Source organism: Trichocoleus desertorum AS-A10, assembly GCF_039962155.1.
Taxonomy (GTDB): domain Bacteria; phylum Cyanobacteriota; class Cyanobacteriia; order FACHB-46; family FACHB-46; genus Trichocoleus.
The window spans coordinates 45,536-69,980 of sequence record NZ_JAMPKN010000016.1 but is presented as its reverse complement, the minus strand read 5'-3'; the positions used below and the strand labels follow the sequence as shown (position 1 = coordinate 69,980).

The 24,445-nt window shown below is 48.5% G+C and carries 24 protein-coding genes and 1 riboswitch; of the genes, 16 read left to right on the top strand and 8 right to left on the bottom strand.

Annotation, left to right across the window (positions count from 1 at the left end):
- The first annotated feature begins 66 nt into the window (after positions 1–66).
- The 3 genes from NDA01_RS19470 (at position 67) to NDA01_RS19460 (ending at position 2,960) form a co-directional block, all read left to right on the top strand.
- Positions 67–732, top strand: coding sequence for a Uma2 family endonuclease (locus NDA01_RS19470; protein ID WP_348229242.1), 666 nt, complete (start codon positions 67–69; stop codon positions 730–732).
- A 38-nt stretch (positions 733–770) separates the two neighbouring features.
- On the top strand, positions 771–1,604 hold the full coding sequence (locus NDA01_RS19465; RefSeq protein ID WP_431193458.1) for a class II glutamine amidotransferase: 834 nt from the start codon (positions 771–773) through the stop codon (positions 1,602–1,604).
- A 615-nt stretch (positions 1,605–2,219) separates the two neighbouring features.
- Positions 2,220–2,960 (top strand): diacylglycerol/polyprenol kinase family protein, encoded by a 741-nt coding sequence (locus NDA01_RS19460; RefSeq protein WP_348229241.1) that lies wholly within the window; start codon positions 2,220–2,222, stop codon positions 2,958–2,960.
- Between the two features lie 6 nt (positions 2,961–2,966).
- Here NDA01_RS19460 and NDA01_RS19455 read toward each other — a convergent pair whose 3' ends face one another.
- The 5 genes from NDA01_RS19455 to NDA01_RS19435 form a co-directional block, all read right to left on the bottom strand.
- Positions 2,967–3,479 (bottom strand): 2OG-Fe(II) oxygenase, encoded by a 513-nt coding sequence (locus NDA01_RS19455; protein ID WP_431193457.1) that lies wholly within the window; start codon positions 3,477–3,479, stop codon positions 2,967–2,969.
- A gap of 176 nt (positions 3,480–3,655) precedes the next feature.
- A complete protein-coding gene (locus NDA01_RS19450; RefSeq protein WP_348229239.1) occupies positions 3,656–4,924 on the bottom strand; it encodes a family 10 glycosylhydrolase in 1,269 nt (422 codons plus the stop codon).
- Positions 4,925–5,070: 146 nt separating this feature from the next.
- Positions 5,071–5,928 (bottom strand): aldo/keto reductase, encoded by an 858-nt coding sequence (locus NDA01_RS19445; RefSeq protein ID WP_348229238.1) that lies wholly within the window; start codon positions 5,926–5,928, stop codon positions 5,071–5,073.
- Positions 5,929–6,140: 212 nt separating this feature from the next.
- Positions 6,141–6,650 (bottom strand): BON domain-containing protein, encoded by a 510-nt coding sequence (locus tag NDA01_RS19440; protein ID WP_190553182.1) that lies wholly within the window; start codon positions 6,648–6,650, stop codon positions 6,141–6,143.
- Positions 6,651–6,760: 110 nt separating this feature from the next.
- Positions 6,761–7,834: a DUF2382 domain-containing protein gene (locus NDA01_RS19435; RefSeq protein ID WP_348229237.1), complete on the bottom strand. Its 1,074-nt coding sequence runs from the start codon at positions 7,832–7,834 to the stop codon at positions 6,761–6,763.
- Positions 7,835–8,200: 366 nt separating this feature from the next.
- Here NDA01_RS19435 and NDA01_RS19430 point away from each other — a divergent pair, with 366 nt between their 5' ends.
- A complete protein-coding gene (locus NDA01_RS19430) occupies positions 8,201–9,061 on the top strand; it encodes a cysteine peptidase family C39 domain-containing protein (protein WP_348229236.1) in 861 nt (286 codons plus the stop codon).
- Here the strand turns inward: NDA01_RS19430 and NDA01_RS19425 are convergent.
- A complete protein-coding gene (locus tag NDA01_RS19425) occupies positions 9,058–9,579 on the bottom strand; it encodes an AAA family ATPase (protein ID WP_348229235.1) in 522 nt (173 codons plus the stop codon). The genes NDA01_RS19430 and NDA01_RS19425 overlap by 4 nt on opposite strands.
- Positions 9,580–9,823: 244 nt before the next feature.
- Positions 9,824–9,943: riboswitch (guanidine-I (ykkC/yxkD leader) on the top strand.
- A 173-nt stretch (positions 9,944–10,116) separates the two neighbouring features.
- Here NDA01_RS19425 and NDA01_RS19420 point away from each other — a divergent pair.
- The 7 genes from NDA01_RS19420 (at position 10,117) to NDA01_RS19390 (ending at position 16,531) form a co-directional block, all read left to right on the top strand.
- Complete coding sequence (locus NDA01_RS19420; protein WP_431193456.1) at positions 10,117–10,977, top strand: ABC transporter ATP-binding protein; 861 nt, start codon at positions 10,117–10,119, stop codon at positions 10,975–10,977.
- A 23-nt stretch (positions 10,978–11,000) separates the two neighbouring features.
- Positions 11,001–11,996: an ABC transporter substrate-binding protein gene (locus tag NDA01_RS19415; RefSeq protein ID WP_348229234.1), complete on the top strand. Its 996-nt coding sequence runs from the start codon at positions 11,001–11,003 to the stop codon at positions 11,994–11,996.
- A gap of 30 nt (positions 11,997–12,026) precedes the next feature.
- Positions 12,027–12,809: an MBL fold metallo-hydrolase gene (locus tag NDA01_RS19410; protein WP_348229233.1), complete on the top strand. Its 783-nt coding sequence runs from the start codon at positions 12,027–12,029 to the stop codon at positions 12,807–12,809.
- Positions 12,806–13,591, top strand: coding sequence for a creatininase family protein (locus tag NDA01_RS19405; RefSeq protein WP_348229232.1), 786 nt, complete (start codon positions 12,806–12,808; stop codon positions 13,589–13,591). The genes NDA01_RS19410 and NDA01_RS19405 overlap by 4 nt, the downstream gene beginning before the upstream one ends.
- A 24-nt stretch (positions 13,592–13,615) precedes the next feature.
- Positions 13,616–14,977 (top strand): type III glutamate--ammonia ligase, encoded by a 1,362-nt coding sequence (glnT, locus tag NDA01_RS19400; RefSeq protein WP_348229231.1) that lies wholly within the window; start codon positions 13,616–13,618, stop codon positions 14,975–14,977.
- Between the two features lie 61 nt (positions 14,978–15,038).
- A complete protein-coding gene (locus tag NDA01_RS19395; RefSeq protein ID WP_348229230.1) occupies positions 15,039–15,890 on the top strand; it encodes an ABC transporter permease in 852 nt (283 codons plus the stop codon).
- 35 nt (positions 15,891–15,925) lie between these two features.
- A complete protein-coding gene (locus NDA01_RS19390) occupies positions 15,926–16,531 on the top strand; it encodes a cysteine hydrolase family protein (RefSeq protein WP_348229229.1) in 606 nt (201 codons plus the stop codon).
- Positions 16,532–16,538: 7 nt separating this feature from the next.
- Here NDA01_RS19390 and uppS read toward each other — a convergent pair whose 3' ends face one another.
- Together uppS and NDA01_RS19380 are read right to left on the bottom strand one after the other, a co-directional pair.
- The gene (uppS, locus tag NDA01_RS19385; RefSeq protein WP_348229228.1) at positions 16,539–17,321 is read right to left on the bottom strand and encodes an undecaprenyl pyrophosphate synthase; all 783 of its coding nucleotides are present in this window, start codon (positions 17,319–17,321) and stop codon (positions 16,539–16,541) included.
- Positions 17,322–17,398: 77 nt separating this feature from the next.
- A complete protein-coding gene (locus NDA01_RS19380; RefSeq protein WP_348229227.1) occupies positions 17,399–18,358 on the bottom strand; it encodes a ferritin-like domain-containing protein in 960 nt (319 codons plus the stop codon).
- Positions 18,359–18,547: 189 nt separating this feature from the next.
- Between NDA01_RS19380 and NDA01_RS19375 the strand changes: the two genes are divergently transcribed.
- From NDA01_RS19375 to NDA01_RS19355, 5 genes are all read left to right on the top strand, one after another.
- Positions 18,548–20,962: a helix-turn-helix domain-containing protein gene (locus NDA01_RS19375; RefSeq protein WP_431193455.1), complete on the top strand. Its 2,415-nt coding sequence runs from the start codon at positions 18,548–18,550 to the stop codon at positions 20,960–20,962.
- Between the two features lie 117 nt (positions 20,963–21,079).
- Complete coding sequence (locus NDA01_RS19370; RefSeq protein ID WP_348229226.1) at positions 21,080–22,060, top strand: aldo/keto reductase; 981 nt, start codon at positions 21,080–21,082, stop codon at positions 22,058–22,060.
- A 182-nt stretch (positions 22,061–22,242) separates the two neighbouring features.
- Complete coding sequence (locus tag NDA01_RS19365; RefSeq protein WP_190437558.1) at positions 22,243–22,470, top strand: hypothetical protein; 228 nt, start codon at positions 22,243–22,245, stop codon at positions 22,468–22,470.
- A 209-nt stretch (positions 22,471–22,679) separates the two neighbouring features.
- Positions 22,680–23,642: an ROK family protein gene (locus NDA01_RS19360; protein WP_348229225.1), complete on the top strand. Its 963-nt coding sequence runs from the start codon at positions 22,680–22,682 to the stop codon at positions 23,640–23,642.
- A gap of 63 nt (positions 23,643–23,705) precedes the next feature.
- Positions 23,706–24,443 (top strand): DUF554 domain-containing protein, encoded by a 738-nt coding sequence (locus NDA01_RS19355; RefSeq protein WP_348229224.1) that lies wholly within the window; start codon positions 23,706–23,708, stop codon positions 24,441–24,443.
- Positions 24,444–24,445: the final 2 nt, after the last annotated feature.

Below are 24,445 nucleotides of genomic sequence, written 5' to 3'. Positions count from 1 at the left end.
GAGTACACCTTCCTTCAATTAAGCGAATATAGACCATGTGCCGATCGCGAGACGTAGGAAAAACTGATGAGTTACCTACAGACTAAACCGCTAACTGATACCTGGGTTGCTGCCTCTTGGGAGGATTACTTGCAGGCGATCGCAAATCCTGCTTATGCAACAGCCAGAGGTTACTACTACAACGGCCACATGAGAATAGAAATGCTGCCAGTTGGTCACGATCACGCGGCTGCTGATTCCGCGATCGCCCTAGCAGTCAATCTCTTTGGGATTGCCAAAAACATTGCCCTTAAGAGCCTCAATAACTGCACCTATCGCAAAGCCAACCACCAAGAATGCCAGCCTGATATTTCTTACTACATTGGGCCACAAGCTCAAGCAATTCCTTGGGGCACTAACATCATTGATCTAGACCGCTATCCCGCCCCCGATTTAGTCATCGAAATCTCCAGCACCACCTTACTCGCCGATCAAGGAGCCAAGCGCTTACTCTACGAAGACTTAGCCGTAAAAGAATACTGGATTGTAGATGTCCAGCAGGGGCAGATTCTCGCCTTTGCCATGCTGCCCGCCAATCCTCAAGGTGGCATGGCTGAGCAAGGAAGTCGGCGGATTCGCGAATCGCAAGTTTTACCGAGCTTAGCCATATCCGTTTTAGAAGAGGCATTGCAACGCAGTCGGCAGATGGACCAGTCTCAAGTAGGGGCTTGGTTATTGGCTCAGTTTCAGTAATGGGGGCGATCCGCACGTACAATCAATGGGCATAGGGTTTGAAGGACTATCGAGACATTGCCTCCATGTGCCAACTGTTGGGAATGAACTGCAACGTACCCACCGACATCTGCTTTTCATTTGAAGGCTTCTCGGCGCGAGGGGGCAAAACCGATGAACACCAAGATGGCTGGGGAATCGCCTTCTTTGAGGGGTTAGGATGCCGTTTATTTCTAGATGAAAAACCCTCCTCCACCTCCCCCATTGCCGAGCTAGTGCGGCAATATCCGATCAAATCTACCCATGTGATTGCCCATATCCGTAAAGCAACGTTTGGGGGAGTGGCGCTTGAAAACTGCCATCCCTTCCGCCGGGAACTGTGGGGGTGCTATTGGATCTTTGCTCACAATGGCGACTTGCCCGACTTTTACCCAGAAAGCAATGGCTTTTACCGTCCGGTAGGACAGACCGACAGTGAACGAGCTTTTTGCCTGATCATGAATACTTTGCGGCAAGCCTTCCCAGAAGATAAACCGCCCCTAGAACAACTTTATCCAGTCTTGGACGAAGTCACTCGCGCGATCGCCCAGCAAGGCAGCTTCAACTACTTGCTCTCCGATGGTGAACACTTCTTTGCTCACTGTTCTACCAAGCTTTGCTACATCGTGCGTCAGGCTCCCTTTGCCGCAGCCCATCTAATTGATGCTGACCTCACCGTGGATTTTCAGGAGCTGACTACCCCCCGCGATCGCGTTGCCATTATTGCCACTGTGCCGCTCACCGATAACGAAGTTTGGACACCCTTTCAACCCGGAGAGCTACTTGTCTTTCGGGATGGCTTACCGTTGAAACCAGAGACAGCTACCAACTCAACTGGCGATCGCCCAAGTTAACCCAGCTCAGGTTAGTCCAGTTTTAAGAGTGTGTAATTGCGCGATCGTAAACTTTGGTTTCAATGTCATGAAACCGATAAAATCCGAGTATTCTGTTAATAGAAGCTAATTAGCTTCTGAGACGAGTAAATCGTTACGTTGCACGTCAAGAGGAGGTTAAAAATTAATTCCTCATCCTGTTTACTGGACCAAATTACCGCTGCATTTAAACTGGTTCTTGGTATTTCCTCTCCACTTTAATCGGGAGCTTTGTTGCTGATAGTTTCACTGAAATTTACGCTTCAATGAAGTCTTGCATCAGCCCAACTCCAAGTAACCTCAACCTATTTGGGGAAGTCAATCACAAGAATCGTTCTGGGTCGTAAGTAGTCCAGTTTCCGATCGATGCAGATTACAAGTAAGTTCCTTTGTGAATTTATCGACCGAAATTACAACAGCATCCAATTCTGTTTCTCATATCTCCCTTCTGGATTAAAAGAGAGCCTTGTTGCTGATACTTTTGCCAGAAAGATTTAAACTAAATCTTTTTTCAGCACAACTCTAGGCAAGCTCATCGTATTGGAGGAGATTATTGTAAGGAAAGATTCTGGATGCTGTTGTTGTTTGACTTAAAAAATGGAATTGAGTGCTTTATTAGCTAATTCCCTAGTTCGAGATATTGCAGCTACGGCAATCACCTTTGCGATCGCCCTCAGTTGGCTCAAGCTAGTAAATACGCTGGCGCAACGAGGCTGGCTAGAACAGAAACTCAGCCGCAAAATTATTCATATTGGGACAGGGCCGTTGTTTGTCCTCTGCTGGCATCTCTACAGCGAGCAGGCGCTCGCACGGTATTTTGCAGCCCTGGTACCTCTCGCAATCACCCTTCAGTTTTTAGCGATCGGCACCCAACTGATTGCCGATCCTGCCGCTGTTCAAGCCATGACCCGTGAGGGCAAGCCCACCGAAATTTTGCGGGGACCGCTGTACTACGGCATTGCCTTTATTCTCTGCACAGTGCTGTTCTGGCGCAACTCCCCTGTTGGAATTTTGGCTTTAATGCTGATGTGTGGCGGTGATGGCTTAGCAGATATTGTGGGGCGACGACTAGGCAAACACAAGTTACCCTTTAGCTCTCATAAAAGCTGGGCAGGGTCAACAGCTATGTTTTTGGGCAGTTTCGGATTTGGCCTAGGATTTCTAATGCTCTTCAATCACCTGGGCCACTTTCAACTACCTCTCAATTTTGCGAATACCGCAGGTGCAGTAGCAGCGATCACGTTTGTGGCAACTCTCGTAGAAGCTCTACCATTTCCAGACATCGACAACATCACGCTGGTAGGGGTCGCGATCGCAATGGGGTTGTGGCTGTTGTAGCATTCGCTATTTGCGTTTTGGCTTCATGGCCCTCGATTCTATGGTCAAGGTCGGGATGTCATGCAGCTCTGCATCACAGAGGCTGTATTGTTCGCAGACTAAGCTCAGCCGCGTTCCGGTTGTTTTCACCGCATTCACAGAATGGGTCAAATCCCCTTGAAAATACACCAACGTATTGGCTAGAGGTTTCACTTGCCCAACCTGCTGCTTTTGGCGACGTAGCACTAATTCTCCGCCCTCCAGATTGGCTGGCACCTGTACATAGAGCACGCTCACTGCCATTGGTGGCTCAACGGTTTTGCAGTAGGACCGCAACGAGCGATCGATATGGGGGTCAACACGGGAGCCTTCCCCCAATAACAAAGGGTTGAGGTAAAAGGCGTTGCAGTTGGGCAGTAAGGCTCGATCGAGATAAGGCTTAAAGAACGGGAATTGCTGCTCTACCTTCCCCAGTTCTGAGCGTTGAAACACGACCGAAAATCCTTTGGTTCCCACAAAGTCACGATTGAGATTATTCACCGCTAAATAAGAGCAAGCGAGAATCTGACCTCGAAGGTCCCTAAGGTACTGAGTAGGGAAAACATCCCGTTCTTGAGAATAATATTTCAAGCGCCTGAACTAATTTAGGTTGAAAGGTTGAGCGTTTACTATGTTACCCCTCCCTCTTGGCGCTCAACCACTTAGGGCTGCAATTCCTACTCTGTTACTGCCCGCGCCACTGGCGATTGGAAAAGCGCCTGAAAGTTAGCTTGTCGTTCTGCTGCGGGTTCGGGGGTATGCTCCCAGAGGCTTTCGTAGTAGAAGAAGGATACGCCCAAACCGCGATCGCGAGCGGCTCTGACTTTTGACTGAATCAGCGACATCGGCATAGGTTTGTTTCTCAAGCCTGTCAGCACCCCAACTCCCGTGGGGATTTTTTGACTAGCTTCTTGGAGTTCCGAGCGGGCGATTTGTCCTAGGAAACTCTGCATATCAGGACGATACACCTGCACGATCAGCTCATCTACAATATCCTTCCGTACCCAACTCAACCAGTCTTGCAGATAGCCACTGTAGGCCGAATCATAGGGGTTAGGAGACACAGAGAAGATCGCATTTGGCTTTCTCTCCTTGACTGCTTTATTTAACTGAGCCATGAAGGCCGTAATTTTATCAGCCCGCCAGCGCACCCACTCTGGATCACGAGCATTGGCTGGAGCGTCTTTCTTGGTTTCCTTTTTGTATAAAGCTAAGGTATGGCGGTCGTAACCGAACTCAACAGGCAAGCTCATGTGGTCATCAAACTGGATGCCATCGACATCGTACTGAGTCACCGCTTCTAGCACCAGATCGCTAATGAACTGCTGCACCTCTGGCAAGAACGGATTTAACCACATCACCTCACCAGCATCAATCTCTGTGGTTAGGCTACCGTCGCGGCGGTGGGTGAACCACTCAGGACGATTGGCGGCTAACTCCGAAACCGCAGGTGCCATGAACCCGAACTCAAACCAAGGGATCACGAGCAATCCTTTTTGATGAGCTTGAGTTGCTAGATCAGCAAGGATATCCTGTCCCTGCAAGCCTTTGCGTACAAAAGGTTGAATTTCATGGCGTTGAGCCACAGCGCTTGGATACAGCACATACCCTGAATTCCAAATTACTGGGTAAAGTGTGTTGAAGTTCAATCGAGCCAGTTGACCGACAGCATCTTGAAGCTTAGCCTGATCTCTCAGGATGTCATTATCATTCTCGGTTAGCCAAACTCCCCGAATTTCCTGGTGGGGCTTCGGCGTAGGTTGTGGAACGCTGACCTCTGGCAGTGGCACCTCTGGCAAAGGCATTTCTGGAATTGGACTTTGCGCGATCGCTTTGGTGGGCTGACCCGCTAGTAAGATAGTCAGGGACGCTGCTAAGCAAAATAGGAAGCAGGACTGGAGCGACTGCCGCCAGCTTTTAGACAGAAAGCGTAGTGGTCGTTTCATTGGTTTGAATGAGTGCTCTACCCAGTTGTGCGATCGCATGCTTTCGTAGTGAAATCCAAGTCAACTATTGTATAGGTATTTGTAGTTACAGCAAAATTGCTCCGCAAACCGGACTTACCCAATAAATAATTGTGGTTGGTTGAGCACTAAAGCCATTGCGTCTCAAATTTGTCCAGGCCATTGCCATAAACGAAATCCCCATACTGTCGCCAGTGAACTAGCTCTGGAGAAGTCAGGGATGCAGTTTGTAAGACGCTAAGATTTGCAGTCAGTTCCGTCAAGTTGGCAGGTGAAGTCAAAACAACTGGAATCGCCGAGGGTTGCAGGGAGAAGCGATAGCAATCAGTAGCGCTAGGGGGATCATGAGGCCAATCGGCGGGCGATCGCAATAGAGTGCCCCAGCGGGTCGCAGTGAATGCCACTACTGGGATACCTGTTTGAACTACCGTCGGCAAAACATCTACTTCTGCTTTACGGTGCGCCATGTTATAGCGATGCATCAAGACATCACAGCGCTGACTTTGGATCATATCCAGAGCGATCGCTCGGTTATGGGTACTGACGCCAACATAGCGGACATATCCTTGTGCTTTCCATTCGTATAGCTCCTCTAGCACTGCTGCAACCTCGGTAGGGTTATCGCTAGGAGACACATATTGCGCAAAAAAGATATCTACTACATCAACCGCTAATGTTTTTCTTACTTGATCTAGATACTCTCTAAGGGCAGTAGAGCTGCGTTGTTCACTGCCTGTGGCGATACATAAATTTTCTCGTTGAGCGATCGCCAGTAATTTCAATGCCTCTAAAAATCGCTCAGAACCCAAGTTATAGAAGAAAAAGTAGTTAACCCCAGCCTCAAATGCTTGAGCTATACAAGCCGATTCTTGTACTCGTCGGCTAGCTAAACCCAAGCAACTAATGGGATTTCCAGCGATCGTTTTTAGTTCCATATCTATGTCAAAAAAGTCTGCGATCGCTGCGTGAAGGGACTGAGGCCTCACAATATCTTCACAAAAATCACGTATCTGTTTACCTAAAGATTATTCGCTAGTTTTGCAATTAAGCAGATCAAAGCTAGCGACAACTCTTTAGATATTGAACCCAGCCGGCTAAATGAGATCTCTGGCGAGGTTGACGTTCAACCCAACTAATAGATTTTCAAATTTTCGGTTGTTTTGCCCGAGCTAAATCGTACCAGCTAGGACCACGAATTCTAATTTGTGTGAGTTTCTGTTACTTCTTTGGAGTCTGCTGCGGGTGGTTCATCTGGCTGGGCATGGGAAGCAACGTTAGCCTTGACAGTCACAGCGCGAACGCCTTTAATTTGTTTTGCTAAAGGTTCGATTTTTCTCAGTTGTTGATCATCTACGACCGTTCCAGCGATCGTGACTGTTCCCTCTTCCGCAGTGATAGTTAATTCACTTTGAGGCAGATTAGCTTCTAACTTTGAGCGCACTTCGCTTTGTAGATCACCATCGGCTCTAATAGCGTCATCGCCAGTGGCATCATTGCGCTGCTCACGGGCACGAATGTCAGAATTTAATTGCCTTCTTCGCAGTTCGGAAGTAGCATCATTTTGGTTTTTCTGGGCAACAGGCTCTTTTAAGTTGCTCTCTGGCTGTGTCGCTGTATCCGGTGAACTGTTACTGGTTCTAGCAGTATCACAAGCTGCTAAGCCCAGTAGCAAAACACTACTCAGAAACAATGGAGTTAACGTCTTCATAATTTTCTTTGCAAAAGCTGATTATTTATCAATTATTGTTTGAGGGCGATCGCTGACCTAAGCCTCAAAGCTAATCTGAGAGGGGCGATTGCTACCCGTGAAGATAAAGCTTAGATCCGATCCTGAGGCAGGCGATCGCGGTCTGCATTCACAGCGGGATGCCCTTCTGTCTCGACCCGAATTTCTTCGCGACGTACTGTATCTTCAAGGCTGACCACCTCTCGGGTAACTTCCTTCCGTAGGCTGACCTCTTCGCGAACAAACACCTCTTTTTGAATGTTTGGTGTCTCCTCATACACTGCCATGCGGAAGATTTCTCCGGCTCGAAAGCTAGTCTCATCAAGTGCTACAGGTCGGTCAGCGTCCTCTATTTTAATCCGCTCCACAATAACGCGCTCTCGCTCAATTGAAGTTGAAACACTTTGGGTTTCTACGGCAACGTGCTTACCAACAGAGACTTCCCCTGTCTTTTGCCGAGTCTTATCTGGCACCAGCCGTTCTGAATACAAGTCAATAGATTGGATATTTTCTGACTCAACTGCGGCGACTGTGGCGGCGGAGTTAGCTATTTCAGGTGACTTAACAGGTGACTCAACAATGGCGGTGAAGCCAACTCCCTCGGAGTGCTGAGTGTCATAGATGCCCCACTCCTCAACGCCTCGATGCTGGAGGATCGCTTCAGCGCGACGCAGGTCTGCATCTGTGCCTTCCACTATGACCATGTATTGTCCTTGAGCCACGCGATCGCTATAGACTTTAGCCCGATCTTCAGGGATGCCTAGCCCTACTAGCCCGCCCAGCAAGCCGCCTGTAGCAGCGCCAATGGCCGTACCTGAGAGCGCTGTAGCTAAGACAGTGGCTCCTGCTCCCGCTAGCATTACTGGCCCAATTCCTGGGATTGCTAAGATACCAAGACCCACTAGCAGACCTGCCAAACCACCCAACGCACCGCCCGTAATCGCGCCTGTCTTTGCACCTTCATCAGCTTTGTTACCGACTTTGTTGCCGACTTGATGTGTGACTTCAGTGCCTGCCAGCCGCTCATCGTTGTGATTTGAGTCTTTCGCTACAACAGAAACTTTGTCCATCGGAAAGCCGCTGTCACGCAATTCTCCCAATGCGTGTTCTGCCTGTTCACGACTGGGAAATATACCGATCGCTCTTCTATGTTGTTCTAAAGTCATTTCTCCCTCCTGATTCGTATGTTTTCTGAAAAAATTTGTTTTTTAGAAGTATATTCAGCAAGGTTATTAAGAGTTCAAACAAGAATTTAGACGATCGCTTAAACCCAAGATTTTACTTTTCTAACCGTATGTTTATAAAACTGTTTTAATGACTACAGCCCCTTAATCTTGCTCTACTAAAGTCTTTTGGGCATTCATCCATAGATGTAATCTCCTACTCCTCGGTCACTCATTTGGTAGAGATACTGACTTCGCTGAACTACAAAATAGTTGAGTTTGGTGGAGCTATTTTTGGGGTTAAAGCTGCCTATCTGGGAACTTTAGGCTCAACTCATCCATAGCGTGCTGCAAACAGCAGTTGAGCTTGTGTTTCTACTAATCATCTCCCTAATCTCTTTTTTGCCAGGTATCTTTACAGGTCAAGCCTTAGCTCGGCGGGGTTTCACCGCTGCCAACGCCCTACAGCACCGTCAGAAACAAGTGTATGTGATTAGCCTATTGTCACTAGGTGTTGGCACCCTGCTGAGTATCGTACTAGTAGCAGGACGCAGCAGCCCTTGGGTGCCCAACTTTCTTTTGCTATATGTGGGAGCCTACCTTTGGGATGCTGTTTTGGCGGTTTGCTGCTTCTGCACTGGGCTGATCCTATCGTTGGAGTTACCTGGTTGGAAAGATATACAGCGCCTACAACAATTAGTTTTGTTTTTGGTGGTGAGCTTGTCGGCTACCTGCTTCTTGGCGTACTACCAGTTGCCAATCGACAACTTGGTCCAAGCCGCTAGAGTTTCCGAGGAAGTTGTGCTGCAAACCACTCCTTACACATGTGCTGCTGCATCTATTGCCACCATCGCTCAAATAATCAAACCTGAGTCATCCATCACTGAGCTAGATGTGACGAAGCTAGCTGGGACTGACCGCACGGGTACCAGTACGATCGCGGAGATTTATGCCATGCAGGTTTTAGGGCTAGATCCTCAATACGAGCGTAATTTAAGTATTCAAGATCTAGTGAATCGTCAGCAACTAGCAGTTTTGCATGTCATGGAGCCTGTAGGAGAGAGCAAGATCTCTCATGCGATCGCTCTGTTAGCCATTGATCCAGTAAAACGTACCTTGTTGCTAGGCAATCCCCTCTATGGTAGGCAAGTCAAAACCTTTGCTGAGATGCAAGACTATTGGCTGAAAGAGGCTGTGTTCGTCTCTGGTGAGCTAATTCAGCCAAGCTAGCCCAGTTCCTTTAGCCAGGTTTGAGCAACCTGGGGCGATCGCAAATGGATGATTTTTAGATGAGCATACTCTGGTCGCTGTAGTAGGACGGGATATTCACGTCGGCGCTTGTGGTAGGTGCGAAATAGCCACAACAGAATCGAGTCTTGGCTTAGTGCTTTGGTGAGCGTCTCCCGGTTGCCACTCCAGAGTTCTTCTTGAGTCACCACTCGTCGCACCGTGCGTCGCAATAGTCGCCCAAAGGTAGTGGAAAAGGGTAGATCTATCCAGACTAAAGTATCGGCTTTGGACCAAGTTAGATTTCGTACTTCGCTGTAATTTCCATCTACCACCCAGCGATCGCCACTCAAAGCTTCAGCTACTCGCGAGCAAAAAACATCGGTGGCACTTTCCGACCAATTAGGGTTCCAGTGCAAAGCATCCAACTCAACGTGCGAGATGTTTAGACGTTGAGAAATGTGCCTAGCCAGAGTTGTTTTACCAGAACCCGTGGTTCCAACTACTGAAATACGCTGCATGCAACCCCTAGTTCCACGAAATCACTACTCAATCTCTACAAGGTTGTGAGAATCAATTCCCTGAGCCTGCTGAAGTTAGGTTGAGACCGCGATCGCCCTTGATTAAACTTTTAGGGTTTTAGCAATGCCCTGCAATTTCGTCACTTCTGATACAACGGCTCCTGTTAGCAACTGGCTATATATAGTCTGGGTCATTCATTATTCTTGAAAAAAGCTTTCTAGAGAAGTTAAAAAAACTGAAAACTGTTACAGCTTCTAGGGTTCCGACCTATCCATCGAGATAAGTGCCTGGTCCGAGAGAAGCGGATCTATTAACTTTTATAGAGTTTGATAGGTTACACGGCGGGATAAAAGCCCGGGAGAGTTTACTGCTACAGCAGTTGCTTCTCTCCTGGGCTTTTTTGTTCTATTTCCTACAGTTGAGTTTGCATATGGCAACTTTCGTTATCGGAAAATCTAAAGAATTTGTAGAGGTTCAATCTGCCTCGGTTCTTCGGATCAGCACCGTAATCCTTCCCGCCTCAGGAGCTTTTTGCAATGCTCAGTACTGATTCAAAATCTCCTAAGTTGCCAGAGCGCGCTGCTCAACCCCAACCAACCCATCCAATGCCTTCTCCCACAGGTGCAAAACTAGAGGTTCACAATGTTTGCAAATCCTACGGTCTCAAGGGTAGGCAATTAAGAGTACTGGACGATATCAACCTACAGATTCACTCTAGAGAATTTGTCTGTTTGGTTGGTGCCTCTGGTTGCGGCAAGTCCACGTTACTCAACATTGTGGCTGGGCTGGCTGCCCCTTCCTCTGGTGCGGTCTTTGTCGATAGTCAGTTGGTGACAGGTCGCCCTGGTTCCGATCGCGGCATGGTATTTCAGGGATATACGCTCTATCCTTGGCTGACCGTAGCTCAGAATGTGGCGTTTGGGTTACAACTCCGCCAAATGTCAAAAGCCGAACAGCGCGATCGCGTAGGTTATTTCCTGAATGTGGTGGGGTTGTCAAAGTTTGCCAGCAGCTACCCCAAACAGTTATCGGGTGGGATGAAGCAACGAGTCGCGATCGCACGAGCCTTAGCCAATGAGCCCGCTGTGTTACTGATGGACGAACCCTTTGGCGCTTTGGATGCCCAGACTAAAGAACAAATGCAACAGTTCTTACTAGAGCTATGGGCACAGACTCATGTCACCGTGATGATGATTACTCATGACATTGAGGAAGCCATCTACTTATCGCAACGGGTTTATGTCATGAGTGCCCATCCGGGTCAAATCAAAGCCGAGATTACGATTCAATTGCCAGAACGTCGAGAATTGGATATTAAACTTTCTCCCACCTTTGTCGATATTAAACGGCAAATTATTCATACCCTCCGTCACGATGTTGCCACAGTTTCTCTTTAGTTAATCAAACTCAATCAGACTCCATGCGTAAGTTCCCTTCTTTGATTCGGTTGCTGGGTTTAGCGTTCTTGTCTTTAGTCCTCAGCATTGCCTGCTCTCAGCAACCCAATACCAATGCACCTCAATCTCAAGCGTTGGTTTCTGCTACCAATAACTGGGTGGGCTATTCTGGTCATCACGTAGCAGTAGGCAAAAATCTTTTCTCCCAAGCAGGGCTAAAAGTTCAAGATCTGTTTTTCCAGAGTGCTACAGAAGAGATGACCGCGTTCCTAGCAGGAAAAGTAGATATTGGCTGGTTTACCTCTGGAGATGCCATTCAAATGGCGGCTAAAGATCCTTCGATCAAAATGATTTACTTGGTGGACTACTCCAATGGCTCGGATGGCATTATTGGCCGTGGGATTAAATCTCCTCAAGATGTCAAAGGCAAAACGATCGCTCGTGAAAATATTTTATTTGAAAAAGTTCTGCTACGAGCCTACCTAGAAAAAGGAGGGCTGACTGAAGCAGATACGATCGTTAAAGATCTAGCAGCGGCTGATGCGGCAACCGCTTTCGCTGCCAAACAAGTAGATGTTGCCGTTTCCTATGAACCTTACTTGAGTAAAGCCGCACAGCAAGGAGGAGGAGAAATCATTTTCTCCACCAAGGATACCAATCTGATTGCAGATGTGATTGCGGTGCATGACAAGTTGCTGCAAACCCGTCAGGCAGATCTACAAACTTATCTCAAAGCAGTCGATCAAGCTGTGAAGCTTTTGAATGCAAACGATGCCGAGTCTCTGAAGCTTGCAGGTACAAGGCTAGGGGTGAGCGCTGAGGAGATCAAAACGCAATTGGAAGGCGTAAAACTATTTGATTTAGAAGGCAATAAATCTGTCGGTTTCAATGCTAGTAATGCCAACAGTTTGATTGGCAATTTGGACATGACTGCCAAAGCCGCTTATGACTTTAAGTTTGTGCCTCAAGCTCTTAAAGTCGAGTCCTTATATGACGCTTCCATCGTGAAAGCAGCATAATCATCCATTGCTCATCTGCTCGTTATCATCATGTGCAACAAACCCGTCTGTGAGCATTGGTTTTCCACCCAACAAGTCCGAGACAACCTGTATTTGATTACAGAGCCTCACTACTACGCCTATAATCGCGCCAATCTTTGGCTAATCAAAGGCCAAACCCAAGATCTACTGGTTGATACCGGGTTAGGAGTGGCGAGTCTGCGGCAACATATTGCTGCCTTAATTGATAAACCTTTGCTAGCGATCGCCTCTCACATTCATTTCGACCATGCGGGCGGACTATATGAGTTTGATCAGCGAGCCATTCATGCGGCAGAAGCAGAGGCTCTGCGGCGAGGTGATGATTATGAGGCGCTGTGTTTACCAGAGCAGGGTTGGGTGCAACCAGATCATTTCGATCTGCTACCTCATGCTGGGTTTACAGTCGAGCAGTACACCCTCCGAGAGACTGAGCCTACTAGAGTTCTGCAAGAAGGGGATGTGCTGGACTTGGGCGATCGCGCCTTAGAAGTGTTGCATCTACCCGGACATTCCGCTGGCTGTATTGCTCTGTATGATCCTGGCTCTCAAGAGCTGTTCTCTGGCGATGTGATTTACGACGGTGAGTTACTAGATGAACTACATTGCAGCCACATCCCCACCTACACAGCCACCTACGAACGCTTGCAACAGCTGCCTGTACAGACAGTCTATCCGGGCCACTACGCTATTTTCGGCCAAGAACGGTATCACCAAATTATGCAGGACTATCTAGAGCGCCGCCGACAACCGGGATGTCCGATCGAGTCTCTGCCAGGAACTGTGAGACCATGACTCGCTCAGACAACGCAACCAACCAACCCATACTCTGGGAAGAACTGACTTGGGAGCAAATTACCCAATTGCGAGACAGTGGAATCGACATGGTAATCCTCCCAATTGGAGCCACTGAACAACATGGTCTGCATTTGCCCGTTGGGGTAGATACATTCTCCGCGATCGCCGTGGCTCACGGAGTCTCATCTCAAACGGGCATCCCCGTGTTACCTGCTTTAGCTTACGGTTGCTCTCTAGGTCATTCCAAAAAATGGCCCGGAACTATCTCCCTACGCCCAGAAACCTTGGCTAAATTAATTTTAGAAATTGCCGAGTGGGTTTATAGCGCCGGATTCCAGCGTTTACTCTTGCTGAACGGTCACGTCACCAACTGGGCACCGCTGCGTTGCGGCCTGGAAAATGTGCGGCACACCTATCCCGATCTCCGGATTGCCCTGCGATCGCTTTGGGAAATCACGCCTCAAATTCATCAGTTCTATCACCAGGATGCGGCTAATTTTCATGCCAACTGTGCCGAGACTTCCATGATGTTGGCGTTACGCCCTGATCTGGTACAGATGGATAAGGCGCTAGATGAACCCGATCGCTCGGCTGGTTGCTTCTTCGCCTACACCGTCAATAAAGAAAGTGTTCATGGAGCAGTGGGAAACCCTAGCCAAGCAGATTTTAATTTTGGCAAGCAAATCTTAGAAAGCTGTGTGGTAGAGCTAAGCGCCCAACTGCAACGAGCCATGACGGAAGGAACTCCTCTAGAAGAGATGCCGCCTGCCATTCAGTAACGCCCGAACTTGAAGGATAAGAAGATGACTGAAACCCTAACTCCAGAATCACAAGCACTCAAAGAATCGCTACAAGATCAAGGCGTGAAGTATGCCCTGGCTAGTTTTGTCGATATCCACGGCATGTGCAAGGCCAAATCAGTGCCATTGAATCACTGGGGACAAATGATGTCCGGGTCAGAGCTATTCACAGGAGCTGCCCTGGATGGCGTACCGCAAGATGTCAGTGACGAAGAAGTATCGGCTCGCCCTGATCCGAACTCAGCGACTATCTTGCCCTGGAATTCAGAATTGGTTTGGTTGGCCAGCGATCTTTACCTGAAAGGAGAACCTTTTGAAGCTTGCTCTCGCGGCATCCTCAAGCGAGTTCTAGCCGAAGCTGCTGCGATGGGATTTACCTTCAACTTAGGAATAGAAACTGAGTTTTTTCTCCTGAAAGAAGGAGAAGATGGCAAAGTTGTGCCAGTGAGCGATCGCGATACCTTAGCTAAACCTTGCTACGACCTACAAGGACTGCTGGATAACTACACCTGGGTAACAGAAATTGTCGAGGCTATGAATAGCCTGGGGTGGGATGTTTATTCTTTCGACCACGAAGATGGTAATGGTCAGTTTGAAACCGATTTCGCTTATTGTGATGCCCTCAAAATGGCCGATCGTTTTATCTTCTTCCGGCTCATGGTAAAAGAGATCGCTCGTAAGCATGGCTTTTTCGCCACTTTCATGCCCAAACCCTTTGTCAACCGGACGGGGAGCGGCGCTCACTACAATATGTCTTTGGCAGACATCCAGACAGGAGAGAATCTGTTTTATGAGCCTGACGATGCGCGAGGTTGTAAGCTCTCCAAACTCGGCTATCAGTTCATTGCAGGTATCCTCAAACATGCTCCTGCTATCTGCGCCGTCATTGCCCCCACGGTCAATAGCTACAAGCGGTTGGTAGCTAGAGGCAGTATGTCAGGTTTCACTTGGGCTCCCATCTACATCTGCTACGGCAACAACAACCGCACTAATATGTTGCGGATTCCCTTAGCAGGGGGACGAGTGGAATGTCGTGCCGCTGATATTGCCAGCAATCCCTACCTAGGAGCAGCCATTCTATTAGCCGCTGGACTAGAGGGAATTCGTGAGGGCGTTGATCCAGGGGAACCCAATACCGAAAACATGTATAACTACTCGTTGGAGCAGTTGGAGGAGATGGGCATCCGCTTCTTACCGCGCAATCTAGGGGAGGCGATCGCCGCTTTTGCCAGCGACCCGCTGAGCGAAAAAGTGATGGGGCCATTAATGTACAAGTCTTACATTGAGTTTAAATCCCAGGAATGGGAAGAATATCACACCCACGTCTCCGATTGGGAAATTCAGCGGTATTTAAAGTTCTTCTAAACTCAGGTCTTCTTAAACACCACTTTTAGCCCAAGTCTTAACGATAGCGGAGGTAATTTCTGTGACTCAATCCAGCCTAGCCAATTCAGAACCTACCCGTGAATATCACTATTTGCAGCCTTCGACTTTTTGGAGTATTCGTCAAGGATTCCCTAAATCCCTGTCTTTGCTCCTCATTGCCATCTCCCTAGTCGTTCCGCTATTACTCTGGACTGTGGTTAGCTCTTTGGGATGGGTGTCACCAATCTTTTTGCCCTCCCCAGCCCTTGTCTTTCAAGCTGGTCTCAAACTGTTTACTGAAGACAATCTAGCGTTAGATGTCTTAGTCAGCAGTGGCCGTGTCTTGGCTGGTTTCCTCGCAGCCGCAGTCGTTGGCGTGCCGATGGGATTGGCAATGGGCACGTTCTACAGCCTGGATAGCTTGTTTGCTCCCTTGGTTGGTACTGTGCGTTATATGCCCGTGACTGCCTTTGTGCCGTTAATCGTGATTTGGTTGGGCTTGGGAGAGCCTTCCAAAATCTTGATCATCATGTTGGGAGTGGTGTTGTATAACGCCATTATGGTAGCGGATGCAGTGAAATTCATACCCAATGAGATGATCAATGTGGCTTACACATTGGGTGCAACTCGGCGGAATGTGGTCTTCAAAGTGATTATTCCTGCTGCCTTCCCTAGTGTTCTTGATACTCTCCGCGTCAACATCTCCGGAGCCTGGAACTTCTTGGTGATTGCAGAACTGGTGGCGGCACAGAATGGTTTAGGCTTCAAAATTATTCAAGCCCAACGCTTCCTGCAAACAGAAAAAGTATTGTTCTGCATTGCTCTGATCGGGGTGATTGGAGTCGTGATTGACTACGGCTTAAAATCACTTTCGCAAAAGCTCACGCCTTGGGCTGACCAAATCCGTCATTAAAGTATTGGCTAAATCATCACTTTTGCAGGTACTCTATGTCTTTCCAATTTAATCCCCAAACCACAGCGCTAATCTGTGTTGATTTTCAAACAGGTGTGTTTACTGACGAAGGTGGATTGCCACATGTGGGTACACTCGAGGTTTTGCCAAAAGCTAAGCAAGTACTAGCAGCCGCACGAGCCGCCAAAATGCCCATCATTCACTTTAAGGAAATCCATCGCAAGGAAATGGTGGACTTTGGCCGAGAACTCGATGGTGCAGAACCCATTCACTGTTTAGAAACTTGGCCGAGTACCGACTATTACTGGGAACTCGCCCCCATCGAAGGAGAATTCGCGATTGGTAAACGCCGCTATAGCTGCTTCTTTGGTACTGACCTAGAAATACTTTTGCGAGGCTTAAAAGTTGACACCCTAATCTTGATGGGCACGATGACCAACGTTTGTGTCCACTACACCGCCGCCGAAGCCCACCATCGCGACTATCACTTTTATGTGATCGAAGATTGCTGTGCTGGCTCGGATTGGGAGGCTCACTGGGCTGCATTGAAGGCAATGGCATATCTGCAACGATCGGCCCGAATTAAACACGATGAATTTATCCAGGCGGCCCAATTGGTATCTCCTGCCGCGATCGCCTAAAGCACAACTACAGGACAGCCTGAGCCGCAGAATTAGATAGTGGCGTGGAGACAGTTCCGAAACGGCGATCGCGGTTTTGGTAAACCAATAAAGCTTGATGAAAAGCAGCTCGGTCAAAATCGGGCCAAAGGATGTCCGTGAAATACAATTCTGTATAAGCCAACTGCCACAGCAAGAAGTTGCTCAGGCGTAGCTCTCCGCTAGTCCGAATCAAGAGATCCGGAGCGGGAGTATCAGCTGTATCAAGATATTGCTCAATCAAATCTTCGCTCACACTAGCAGCAGACAGTTTTCCCTGTTCTACCTGTTCGGCCACCCGACGACAAGCCTGCGCAATTTCCGCCCGACTACCATAATTCACTGCTACATTAAATTGAATGGCTCGGTTGTGAGCCGTCACCTGCGTTGCATAGTAGATTTCCTGCTGCAAAACTTCTGGTAGACCTGACAAGTCTCCAATAAAAGTAATTTGTACGCCCTCTCGCTGCATTTCGGCTAATTCTTGACGCAACAAACGCTTAAACAGCAGCATCAAGAAATTTACTTCTTCAGGTGATCGCCGCCAATTCTCAGTCGAGAAGGCGTAGGCAGTCAGCGATTCAATGCCCCAGTCTTTGCAGCAACGTAATAGCGTTTTGAGAGTTTTAGCACCTTGACGATGCCCCGCAACCCGTGGCCAACTCCGCTGAGTCGCCCAGCGCCCATTCCCATCCATAATCACTGCCACATGACGAGGCAAGCATTGGGGATCTAAATCAGTCGGTAAAGACGAAAGAAATTTGGTAACCATGTAAATTTTGAATTCTCAGCTTATATCAATTACTCATCATCAACAAAAGATATTTCTCACCCCTCAGGTATTTCTTTTCATCCCTCATCCTTACCAAACAGCTCTTGCAATTCCGCAGCCGTCAAACTCCTGCTCCAGTCATAAAGACGGTGCAAAATTCGAGTACAGGTAAAAATAAACGTGACTCGGTTACTCCAGGACCAAGATTGCCAAGCCAATACGTTCGTCATGCGATGTAGTGTGCCAACCAAACTACTGTGGTTTTGGCTGTAGGTAAGTCGTCCTTGCATTGTTCGGAGTAGAGTGAGACCAATATGAGGCAAAGAAGACTCTGGAAATGCCCAAACTCCAAAGCCCCAGAATTTAGTCATGTGATTGATCTCATCTCGTGCTAACTCTTCTAGGACTGACTGGAGAGGGCCTGTCGTATGCGCCATTAGCCAAAGATAGAGGCAGGTGGCACCATACTCGGTCGCGATACGATGGAGTCCATGTCGATAGAGATCGTTGCGGGGGTTATCAGACGATTGATAGGAGCGAACCGATCGCTGAGCTGGTGTAACTTTCTCGCCTGTCAGTTGGGCGTACACCTTCATCAGGGCTGGCGTATGTTGTCGCTCCTCCTTTTCCCACAAACCTGGCTCTATCAGGGAACCATGCTCGTCTACGCTACCACCCACAAACCGAGCCATCTGTGGATGCAACTGTTCTAAGTACAGCCGACTGGTTTGTGTATATTGGCGAATGGGAGCTTCTGTGTCGATCGCGCCTTTGAGAATCGCCAAAAACACATCTAGGTCAATTCCAACTACTTGCTGACGGTCGATCGCTTGCCAATCAATCGGTTGCCAAGGCCGAGTCTGTGGGGTTCTAAACTGAACTGGGAGATCTTCTAGGCGATCGCGCAAATGCTCGACAGAGAGATAGTGATTGATCAGAGCATCAATTCGACGCTGGATCTGCCAGTAATTCAGGTCTTGGTGGTACTGGCCTGCTAAGTCTATTGAAGTTGAATTCAATTGCAGCGTTTCAACCATATTTCTCTCAACCAGCTCTTTTCCTGTAGCTTATAAAGGCGCAGAATGCTTTGTCAGTCGGTTGGAGTCGGGAGTTTCAGCATCGAAAAAAGTCGGAAAAGTCGGAAAAATCAACTTAGTAGTTGTAGTCAAACTCAATCTTCAGCCAAACTAAAACCGGGCACGGGGTAGACTGAATACAACTTTGCGATGTGGCTATCAATGGACGCTGAAGCAGTATTGGCATGGGTTGACACCCTAGTTCTGACCAAAACTGGGCAACGTCTGAGTGATTTGCAGAAAACCATCTTGCACAAAGTCTGGCAGGGGCATAAGTATTTCGAAATCGCCGCTGACTACGGTTGTACCGAAGGGCACGTCAAGGATGTTGGTTCCGACTTATGGAAGTTTCTCTCTCAACAACTTGGTGAAAAGATTAATAAAACCAACTGCCGAACCGCGTTAGCTCGATATTTTCAAGCCACCACAATCACGTCACAAATTTCTCGCACTCAGTCTCTCTCGGCTTCTCCCCCATTCCATCCAGGCATAGCTCCAATCACAGAACCTACTAACTTTGTTGGACGAACAACTGCGATCGCTCACCTCCATCGTTTAGCCAGTCAAGGAGCCAAGGCGATCGTCATTCAGGGAGAAGGCGGTTTAGGAAAAACTACACTGGCCCAACAATATCTACAAACCCAGGAATTTGAGGTGGTTTTAGAACTGTTGATGGCGAAGGAAACCCAAAATATTACCTCTGCTGAACGGGTCGTAGAGGAATGGCTCCAGCATGACTTTGGCCAAGAACCCAGCGTAGACTTTGGCGTGAATTTAGGGCGGCTCAAGCGACAACTCCAAAATCGGCGCATTGGCGTACTGATCGATAACTTGGAGCCTGCCCTAGATTTGCAAGGACGCTTGCTAGCCGCGCATCGTAACTATGTTGAGCTATTGCGGATTTTGACCGATGGCCGAGTCCGATCGCTGACCTTAATTACCAGTCGCGATCGCCTCTGTGAATCAAGCCTCAGCCTATTACACTATCGGCTTCCCAGCTTAGATCAGGAGGCATGGGAGCAGTTCTTTCGGCATCAAGAGATTGCAATCAATAAATCAGTGCTTCAGAAGATGCACCGCGCCTATGGCGGAAATGCCAAGGCAATGGGAATTCTCTGTGGCGCGATTCAGGAAGACTTTGCTCATGATATGGCCGCTTACTGGCAAGAAAACGACGGCGATTTGCTAGTGACCACCGATTTAAAAGATTTAGTCGCCAGCCAAGTCAATCGTCTGCAAGCTCTAGACCGCCAAGCGTATCGCTTGTTTTACCGTTTGGGCTGTTACCGCTACCAAGATGTTCCCACCATTCCTACAGCAGCACTACTTTGTTTACTGTGGGATGTCCCACCGACGCAGCAGCGACAAACTATTGCTTCACTTCGCAACCGTTCTCTGATCGAACATCATAACGGGGGCTACTGGCTGCATCCCGTCATCCGGGCAGAGGCGATCGCCCGTCTACGAGCTAGTGATGAATGGGTGACTGTGAACCACAAAGCAGCAGAGTTTTGGACTGCCAGTATCCCTGCCATTGAAACGACCAAAGATGCACTGCAAGCCCTAGAAGCCTACTATCACTACATCAAAATTAATGATTTTGAAGCAGCGGGCAGCGTGATTCTCAAAAGTAGAAATAATCAGTGGCAGCAGTTTCTCCCTCTGGGTAGCACCTTATATCGGATGGGGCTACTGCAACCGCTACTCGCTGCGATTACTCAAGTGATTCGCAATGTGCGCTCCGATCGCAACCTCAGCGAACTCTACAACATCTGGGGAGATTTGCACTGGATTACGGGCAAAATTCATCAGGCGATCGCTTGCCAAGAAACAACGATAACGCTGGCTCACCAAGCCTTGCAGTCTCTCCCTACTACATTTCAAACTCCAGCCAAAAAACATCAGCTCTACTACTTCAAAATGCTGAAAGTCGATTCCCTACTCAGCATTGGTCTTTACAAAATTGATCTGTGGGAGTTAGTGGATGCCGCCCGTTTGTTTCAGCAAGTAATTGCTCTAGCTCAAAACACCGAACACCACCGATGGGCCGAAAAAGCCACTGTCTGTCTAGCTTTGGTCAATTCTTATTTGATGCCAAGTGCATCTCTCACGTTGGCGGAGACAATCTACCATCCCCTCCTGACTGAACAGTTGACAGAGCACAGCGGAAGATTTGCTTACTTCATTCAAATTCTGGGCCAAACTTATGTTAATTTAGGCGATTTCGAGAAAGCAAGTGCCATGTACCAGATGGCATTGACCTTTTCTGAGGCAGGCTGCTACACCCAAACCAAAGCCAAAACTCTCAATGGTTTAGCTGAAATTGAGCGCCAACAATCTACTTTTGATATCGCCCTCAATCATCACGCCGAAGCGATCGCCCTTTTAGAACAAATTGGTGCCAAATGTGATTTGGCTGAAGCTTATTTCCAGCTAGGACTCACTCACCAAAAAATGAACAATATTGTGAGTAGTCAAACCAACTTTGAGCGTGCCATTCAGCTATTTACAGAAATGCAAGCGCCTCAGCAAGTGCTCAAAGTGAAGCAAGCCCAGAGATCATAGCGCTGCGATCGCATCCCTAATCAGCTTAGAAACCTAGACAGAATCGGGCGATCGCCGACTAGACTAACAAAGGAGGCTGTTTCCACCTAAGACAACTAGTAACTGAGACTACCAACCATGCAGAGTAACCAACCATTCTCCCTACCCCTCATGGGATGCGGCACTTGGGCCTGGGGCAATCGCCTGCTTTGGGGCTACGACGAGAGCATGGATGACCAGTTGCAAGCTGTCTTTAACTTGTGCGTTCAGCAAGGTGTAACGTTATTTGATACAGGCGATTCCTACGGTACAGGCAAATTCAATGGACGTAGTGAGCAATTGCTAGGACAATTTAGCCAAGCGTATGTCGGCCCCAATCAAGCAGAGATCTGTATTGCAACTAAATTGGCGGCTTATCCCTGGCGTTTAACTCGGCAAGCGATGGTGTCGGCAGGCCAAGCTTCGGCTCAGCGTCTAGGGAGAAATGTAGATTTAGTGCAAATGCATTGGTCTACGGCGAATTATGCACCTTGGCAAGAATGGTCTCTCTTAGATGGTCTGGGTGATCTATATGAACAAGGACTCGTCAAAGCGGTAGGCCTCTCGAATTACGGCCCGAAGCGCCTACGGCAAGTCCACCAAAGACTAGCAGAGCGGGGCATTCCTATCGCTACTTTACAAGTGCAATACTCGCTGCTGTCTACCTATCCCGTTACAGAGTTGGGATTGAAGGATGTCTGTGATGAGCTGGGCATCAAACTCATCGCCTATAGTCCTCTGGCTCTGGGAATCCTGACGGGCAAGTATTCCGAGCAAGGCCCTTTCCCCCAAGGAATTCGCGGACTCCTCTTCAAACAACTCCTGTCGGGCAGCCGACCCCTACTAGATTCCTTGCAAGCGATCGCCACCTCTCGTGACAAAACCATGTCTCAAGTTTCCCTCAATTGGTGTATTGCGAAAGGCACTATCCCCATTCCTGGCGCAAAAAGCGTAGAACAAGCCCAGCAGAACATCGGGGCTTTAGGATGGAAACTGGATGCAGGTGAGATTGCAGAACTCGATCAAGCTGCCGCTAGCGTAGACAAACCGATGGTCCAAAACATCTTTCAAACCAGGTAAATTTGCCATCTACTCTTTTTGTGATAACTATCACTAAAAAAATGAGCTTTAATCACTGAAAGAGCAGAGCTGCATCACTGAGGAATCCTTACAAAATCACCTCTATAGCGCGGGTGGCATCACTGGAAAGTTTGCTTAATTAGGTGATATTGAAGGTAGGCAAAACTCCCTTTAGAAATGTCATGTTAGTCACCGCATGTCTACTACCTTCTGCCCTCTCTGACTTATTTGCTCAGTCTCAAGACTCTGGCAAAATCACTCTCGCCGATCGCCACGGAATTAGAATCGCTCTGCTTCAGACAGCTCTCGATGAAGAAGAATTAGGCTCTATCGATCGCCTGCTCCATGCCATTCGCCGAGGCCGAGTTGAGGTAGTCGATGAACTGTCTGTCATCCTCTCAAATAACTAGTGCATTACTCGTTCTATCGATCGCGCTTTCATTTCTTTAAGCTTAAAATTCTAAAGTTACAGCCGTAGACCAGCATTATTTTTAACGCCACAAAGTAAGTTCATTAATCAGACCTTCTATTCTCTGTTGTGCAAGGGCAAAACTCATTCAACCTGTAGAATTAAAAGCGATCGCTTCCTAGCAAATTGGTTGAGTCGAGACATAAGCCTGTGACAGAAACGTCCTTATTACTCGCCCTAGATTTTGGCGGCACGAAACATGCAGCAGCACTGATTGGTCAGGGTGAGACCCAATGGCGAGATTCCCGCCGTCAGCTCTCTCCTACCGAACCCAGTGCCCAGACCGATTGGGAGATCATGCGATCGCTGACTCATGAACTGCTACATGGTGCTAAGCCGAGTGCGATCGGAGTCAGCTTTGGTGGGCCAGTCGATGCCAAAACCGGAACAGTGCGGCTCTCTCACCATGTCCCAGGCTGGGAAAATGTACCACTCCAACAGTGGCTAGAAGCAGAATTTGCTGCTCCTGCCAGTGTGGACAATGATGCTAACGTCGCTGCCTTAGGTGAGCATCGCTTTGGAGCGGGGCAAGGCTGCGACAGTTTGTTCTACATCACCATCAGTACGGGAGTGGGCGGCGGCTGGATTCTCAACGATCACCTTTGGTCAGGAGCCGAAGGGATGGCGGGAGAAATTGGTCATATCGTCGTTGATCCCGATGGGCCAATTTGTCTATGCGGCAAACGCGGCTGTGTCGAACGCTTAGCCTCTGGCCCTTACATCGCTCAAGCAGCACGAGAGCAGCTAGCAGTCCAACCCCACCGAGGCCAAATTCTGCGATCGCTGGTCAACCAAAACTTAGACGCGATTACCGCCCAAGTAGTGAGTGAAGCCACAGCTCAAGGCGATGACTTAGCTTGGGAAGTTTTGGAAGTAGCAGCCTGGGGGCTCGGCATAGGAATTGGCAATGTAGCTAACTTGATGAATCCGCAACGCTTTATTTTAGGTGGGGGGGTAACTAAATCAGGAGCACAGTGGTGGGAGACAGTGCGGCAAACGGCTCAGACTACCGCGCTACCAGAAGTTCATTTTGAAATTGTGCCTGCGGCTTTAGGTGATGAGGCTCCTTTGTGGGGAGCTGTGGCGTTGGCTAGCGATCGCCTCCAGGCGTAATCTTTTAATCTATTACCACTATGGTTTGTGATGCCCTTCTCACAGCCCCCTTAGGATTGCTATATGTCACTTGATTTTTGGGCTAAAACCAGCGGCACCTGGATTAATATCGGCACTGTCCTGGCTGGTACCGCACTAGGCTTAGGGCTGCAAGGTCGCCTACCAATCCGGATGCAGCGCATCATTACTCAAGGCTTAGGGCTGATCACCTTGTTCGTGGGGATTCAGATGGCGGGGAGCTTAACCAAAACACAAGCAGGCCGCATTGATGGTGTGGTCTTAGCGCTAGTGGCGATCGCCTTGGGTGGGCTGCTAGGCGAGTGGTGGCAGCTAGAAGAACGCCTGACAGCAGTGGGAGACTGGCTGAAGCAACGCTTTAAAGGGGGAGGTGGCTTTACCGATGGCTTTGTCGCCGCTAGCCTCTTGTTTTGTGTCGGCCCCATGACGTTAATCGGTAGCCTCAACAATGGCCTGACTGGAGATAACACTCTGCTGACCTTGAAAGCCACAATGGATGGCTTAGCTGCGATCGCCTTCACCAGCAGTTTTGGAATTGGTGTCGGCTTCTCTACCTTGATCATTTTGGTCTATCAAGGTGGTTTGTCCTTAGCGGCAGGTCTACTAGCTCAGTCTCTCCCCGATCCTGCTACCGATCCCCGTGTGCTGCTAATAACAGGAGTAGGAGGGCTGATGATCTTGGGCATCTCCTTAAACTTGTTAGAGATTGCCCAAGTCCGTGTCGCTTCCTTCTTACCAGCCTTGGTATTAGCACCCTTAATCTATTTCATCCTGGCTCGCTAGCC